This is a genomic window from Mesorhizobium sp. M2C.T.Ca.TU.002.02.1.1, assembly GCF_003997225.1.
Genome location: NZ_RZTO01000407.1, coordinates 1 through 5,526 on the forward strand (window position 1 = coordinate 1; position 5,526 = coordinate 5,526).

Genomic DNA, 5,526 nt, shown 5'->3' on the forward strand with positions numbered 1-5,526 from the left:
CATCCGGTCGAAACATCATCGAGCCGCGACCTCGGGGACTAGCGCCGCTCGGCGGCCCGGGTCGCCAACGCGATGACGAAGCGCCCCAGGACAATCCCCACGATCCCCGCCGCCGCCTTGAGCAGGCCATCGACAACCCGCGCATGCCGGCCAGGGTCGAACAGCTGCAGGACTTCGAGAACGCCGGCCACCGCGCAAACGAACAGCACGGTCTGCGTCACGCGGGACGGAAACCCGAGCGCCAGGGCCAGCCCCAGCAGGATGTAAGCCAAAGCGCGCTCCATGTTGGGGTCGCTCAGGTGTGGCCGCAGTTCGATGGGCGACAGCGTTGCGAAGGTGATGAGAGCCAGCAGGACGGACGCGGCGAGACGGGAAATGGAGGTCATGCCCGCTCTTACAGGCCGCCGGCCGTGATAACAATATTGCGGGTGCCCGGCCGTGGATCGGTTCCGCGCGGTGCCCGAAGCCGACGTTGCTCTGCGATCAGGCTGAGCTTCCTTGAACGCCGCGCGGGGCCGGTGCATGCTCCCCGCGCGCTTTCGGCGACCGCCGGGCGCCGAAATTTTCAGTCGAACGGCGGAGCCATCGGGCCATGACGATCATCCATCAATTCGCTGTGTCGGAAGGACAGGAATGGGTGCTGCCGGTCGATGACGATGCTTACGAGGCGTTCTTCGGCCTCGACGGACGCTCGCTGGAAGGCCGGCAGCCGCCGGTGATGCGGCGCGTCGAGGAAGGCGAGCGGCTTTCTTCCGATTTCCCCTGGCTCGGCGAGCACGCGCCGCTGTTGCGCCGGCCGGCCGTCGAGGCGCTCGCGGCGGCGCTGCGGCCCTATGGCGAGCTCGTCGCGCTGCGCGGCGAAGAGGTCTGGCTGCTCAACGTCACCAATGTGATCGACGCGCTGGACGAGGCGCGCTCGCGGATCGTACGGTTCGACGACGGCGACATATTGGCGATCGAGCGATACGCCTTCGATGCCGAGAAGATCGGCAGCGCCGAAGTGTTCAAGCTGCCGATGCGGGCTTCCCCGGTCTTCGTCAACGACGTGTTCGTCGAGCGGGTGCGCAACGCCGGGTTGCGCAACGTGTCGTTCGAGCCGGTGTGGACATCGGGAACGGCAATCGCTTGAGGCGAATAACAGTTTTGCGGTTTGTGGCGGAAGCGGGCAATGACCAACGCCGGCGCCGCCCCTCCTTCGGGCACTTTCTCCCCGTATAGTGACGGGGGAGAAGGAAGAGACCGCCATCCCTGGCCTGCCCTCTGGGCGCATCTGGAACAGGGCTCTGGCCCAACCCGGACATGCATGAACGGGATGGCCATTATAACCAGAGGCTTTATAACGGTCGCTGACAAAGCGATCACCAAGGGGAGACGATGCGTTACATACGTCCGCTTTCAATAGAAGATGCCGTTGGCGAGCTCGCCAAGGCGGTAGGACCGGCCGCCATCCTGGCCGGAGGCAGCGACTTGCTGGTGAGGATGAAGGGCGGCTTCATCGAGCCCGAGCTGATCGTCGACATCAAGCGCATAGGCGGCCTAAGCGACATCACCGAGACGGCTGAAAGCTTCCGCATCGGCGCCGCCGTGCCCTGCGCGGTGCTGGGCGAGAACAAGGCCGTGCGCAAGGCATGGCCGGGCGTGGTCGAGGCGGCGAACCTGATCGGCTCCAAGCAGGTGCAGGGCCGCTGCACCATCACCGGCAACCTCTGCAACGCCTCGCCCGCCGCCGACAGCGTGCCGGCGCTGGTGGCTGCAGGCGCCAAAGCGGTCGTCACCGGGCCTTCGGGCAAGCGCACCATTGCGGTTGAGACCGTGCCGACGGGACCCGGCCGCACGTCGCTCGCCAAGGGCGAGATCATCGAGGCGATCCTGCTCGACAAGCGCCCTGAGCATGCGGGCGACGCCTATCTGCGCTTCATTCCGCGCACCGAGATGGACATCGCGGTGGTGAGCGCCGGCGTGAACCTGACGCTGGACGATCACGGCGCGATCAAGACCGCCCGCGTGGCGCTGGGCGCCGCCGCACCCACCGTGCTTTTGGTCGAGGAAGCGGGCCAGGTGCTGGTCGGCTCGAAGCTCGACGAAGCAACGCTGGAGCGGCTGGCGAAGATCTGCGCGGGCGCCTGCCGTCCGATCGACGACAAGCGCGGCACCATCGAATTCAGACGGAAGGTCGCGGGCGTGCTGGCAAGGCGCGTCGCGGCAATCGCCTACAAGCGTGCGGGAGGCAAATAATGGCCGGTGTAGCTGTATCAACCACGATCAACGGCGACGCCGTCGAGTATCTGTGCCAGCCCGACGAGACGCTGCTGGAAGTGCTGCGCGATCGTCTCGGCCTCACCGGCGCCAAGGAAGGCTGCGGCACCGGCGACTGCGGCGCCTGCAGCGTCATCGTCGACGGCCGCCTCGTCTGCTCCTGCCTGGTGCTGGGCGCGGAAGCCGAGGGCCGCAAGGTCGAGACCATCGAAGGCATGGCGCATGGCGACCAGCTGCACCCGCTGCAGCAGAAATTCCTGGAGCACGCGGCCTTGCAATGCGGCATCTGCACGCCAGGTTTCCTGATTGCGGCCAAGGACCTTTTGGCCAAGAACCCCTCGCCCACCGAGGAGGAAATCCGCTTTGGGCTGGCCGGCAATCTCTGCCGCTGCACCGGCTATGACAAGATCGTGCGCGCCGTCCAGGACGCGGCCAACGTGATGAAGGGAGCGTAATCCATGAATTTCGATCCGCGCTTTTCAGGACGCAAATTCGCTTCCGTCGGCACGCGCCCGATCCGCCCCGACGGCATCGACAAGGTGACCGGACGCGCCCGCTACGGCGCCGACTTCAACATGGCCGGACAGCTGGTCGGCCGGATCCTGCGCAGCCCGCACGCGCATGCGGTGATCAAGAAGATCGACACCTCCAAGGCGGAAAAGCTCGCCGGCGTGAAGGCGGTGATCACGGCGAAGGACCTGCCGGACCTCACCGATGGCGACGCCGCCATGTACGACATCCTCGACAACTCGATGGCGCGCAAGAAGGCGCTCTATGACGGCCATGCGGTGGCCGCGGTCGCGGCGATCGACGCTCGCATCGCCCGCCAGGCGCTGAAGCTGATCGAGGTCGACTATGAGGTGCTGCCGCATGTCACCGATGTCGACGAGGCCGCGCATCACCACGCGCCGCTGATCAACGACCAGGTCTTCACCGAGGGTCTCGAGGAAAAGCCGGCAAAGCCTTCCAACATCACCAAGCGCACGCAGTTCGGCCACGGCGATGTCCACAAGGGCTTCGCCGAGGCCGATTTCGTCATCGAGCGCTCGTTCAAGACCGAGCAGACGCATCAGGGCTATATCGAGCCGCATGCCTGCGTGGCGAGCGTCAACGCCGACGGCACGGCGGACCTGTGGGTCTGCACGCAAGGCCATTTCGTCTACCGCCAGCATTGCGCCCAGCTGCTTGGGCTCGAAGCCTCGAAGCTGCGCGTCACCTCGTCGGAAATCGGCGGCGGTTTCGGCGGCAAGACCCATGTCTGGGCCGAGCCGGTGGCGCTTGCCTTGTCCAGAAAGGCCGGCCGCCCCGTAAAGCTGGTGATGACCCGCGACGAGGTTTTCCGCGCGTCGGGCCCGACCAGCGCCACCTCGATCGACGTCAAGATCGGCGCCAAAAAGGACGGCACCATCACCGCCGCGGAAGCGACGCTGCGCTATAGCTGCGGCCCCTATGCCGGTTCCTGGGCCGAGATCGGCGCGATGACGGCGTTCGCCTGCTACAAGCTCGAGAACGTCAAGACCGTCGGCTACGAGGTGCTGGTCAACCGGCCGAAGACGGCGGCCTATCGCGCGCCCTCGGCGCCGATGGCGGCCTTCGCCGTGGAAAGCGTGGTGGACGAGCTCGCCAAGGAGCTCGGTATGGATGCGGTGGAGTTCCGCATCAAGAACGCCGCGCAGGAAGGCACGCGCTCGTCCTATGGCCCCGTCTACGGGCCGATCGGCATCGGGCCGACGCTGGAGGCGGTGAAGAACCATCCGCACATGAAGGCGCCGCTGAAAGCCAACCAGGGGCGCGGCATGGCCTGCGGCTTCTGGTTCAACTTCGGCGGCCAGACCTGCACCGACCTGAACATCGGCATGGACGGCTCGGTGTCGCTGGCCGTGGGCACGGTGGATGTGGGCGGGTCCCGCGCCTCGCTGTCGCTGGTGGCGGCGGAGGAGCTCGGCATCGACTACAGCCATGTGAAGGCGATCGTCGCCGACACCTCGTCGCTCGGCTACAACGACATGACCGACGGCAGCCGCGGCACCTTCTCCTCCTCGATGGCGACGATCTCGGCCGCGCGCAACGCGATCAAGATCCTGCGCGAGCGCGCGGCGCAGACCTGGGACATCCCGGTTGAGGACGTGGTCTGGGAAAAGGGCCATGCGATTGCCAAGGGCGAGAAATACGGCAACCTGTCGCCGCTGTCGCTGAAGGAGATCGCCGCCGCTTCCGGCAAGACCGGCGGGCCGATCGCCGGCCATAGCGAGCTTGTCGCCGACGGCGCGGGCGTCTCCTTCGCCACCCATATCTGCGACGTCGAGGTCGACCCCGAGACCGGCTCGACCCGCGTGATCCGCTACACGGTGGTGCAGGATGCCGGCAAGGCGGTGCACCCGACCTATGTCGAGGGCCAGTACCAGGGCGGCGCCGCGCAAGGCATCGGCTGGGCGCTCAACGAGGAGTATATCTACGGCAAGGACGGGCGGCTGCAGAATGCGGGCTTCCTCGACTACCGCATCCCGGTGTGCTCCGACCTGCCGATGATCGACACGCAGATCCTGGAAATCCCCAACCCCAACCACCCCTATGGCGTGCGCGGCGTGGGCGAAACCTCGATCGTGCCGCCGCTGGCGGCGATCGCCAACGCGGTGTCGAACGCGGTGGGCGTACGCATGACACATATTCCGATGTCGCCGCCAAGGATTCTCGCGGCGCTGGATGCGGAACGGGAAGGCTGAGAGAGCTAGGGCAAGGTGTGTTGAGATTCAGGTCAGGCCGAGCCGGAGTCGAAGACGGGCGCGAAGCGACCAGACACGGTGGCTTCCGAGAACCGGAGCGGAGCGTACTTGAAGTACGTGAGCACCGGAAGCGCCGGAAGCCGTCATTCGCAGGCCGGCCTCACCTGAATATCGACGCAGCTTGAGGCGGTAATGGTCGAGGTCACTCTTTGGGGCTCGCTCAGCGCCGTCGCCGGAGGCAAGGCCAGGCACGACATCGAGGCCAAGGACATCAGGGAACTGTTCCGCAAGCTGGCGGAACAGTATCCCGGCATCGAGCCATGGATCGATCGGGGGATAGCCGTGGCGATCGACGGGACGATCTATCGGGATACGTGGAGCAAGGAACTGCCGCCCGGGGCGGAGATTTTCCTGCTGCCGCGATTGGCTGGGGGCTGAAGGACGGACACTCCCTCCGCCAGTCAACCCTTAAAATGCGTTGGAACCCATGGGGTTTGGCGATTTTTGGTTAGTGACCAACTAACCAATCTACTAACCAGCGTCGCAG

General features: G+C 65.9%; 6 protein-coding genes. 5 read left to right on the forward strand and 1 reads right to left on the reverse strand.

Translation table 11 applies throughout. The features are described 5' to 3' along the window. Window positions 1-38: 38 nt before the first annotated feature. A complete protein-coding gene (locus EOD07_RS20615) occupies window positions 39-386 on the reverse strand; it encodes a VanZ family protein (protein ID WP_127236773.1) in 348 nt (115 codons plus the stop codon). A gap of 206 nt (window positions 387-592) precedes the next feature. Here EOD07_RS20615 and EOD07_RS20620 point away from each other — a divergent pair, with 206 nt between their 5' ends. The 5 genes from EOD07_RS20620 (at window position 593) to EOD07_RS20640 (ending at window position 5,417) form a co-directional block, all read left to right on the forward strand. Further along, window positions 593-1,129: a DUF1629 domain-containing protein gene (locus EOD07_RS20620; RefSeq protein ID WP_127236774.1), complete on the forward strand. Its 537-nt coding sequence runs from the start codon at window positions 593-595 to the stop codon at window positions 1,127-1,129. 245 nt (window positions 1,130-1,374) lie between these two features. After that, window positions 1,375-2,235, forward strand: a complete 861-nt coding sequence (locus EOD07_RS20625) for a xanthine dehydrogenase family protein subunit M (RefSeq protein WP_127236775.1) — start codon at window positions 1,375-1,377, stop codon at window positions 2,233-2,235. Next, window positions 2,235-2,711, forward strand: coding sequence for a (2Fe-2S)-binding protein (locus EOD07_RS20630; RefSeq protein WP_040980422.1), 477 nt, complete (start codon window positions 2,235-2,237; stop codon window positions 2,709-2,711). Before EOD07_RS20625 ends, EOD07_RS20630 begins: the two co-directional genes overlap by 1 nt. 3 nt (window positions 2,712-2,714) lie before the next feature. Next, on the forward strand, window positions 2,715-4,979 hold the full coding sequence (locus EOD07_RS20635; protein WP_127236776.1) for a xanthine dehydrogenase family protein molybdopterin-binding subunit: 2,265 nt from the start codon (window positions 2,715-2,717) through the stop codon (window positions 4,977-4,979). A 192-nt stretch (window positions 4,980-5,171) separates the two neighbouring features. Continuing rightward, the gene (locus EOD07_RS20640) at window positions 5,172-5,417 is read left to right on the forward strand and encodes a MoaD/ThiS family protein (RefSeq protein WP_112100450.1); all 246 of its coding nucleotides are present in this window, start codon (window positions 5,172-5,174) and stop codon (window positions 5,415-5,417) included. The last annotated feature ends 109 nt before the right edge of the window (window positions 5,418-5,526 follow it).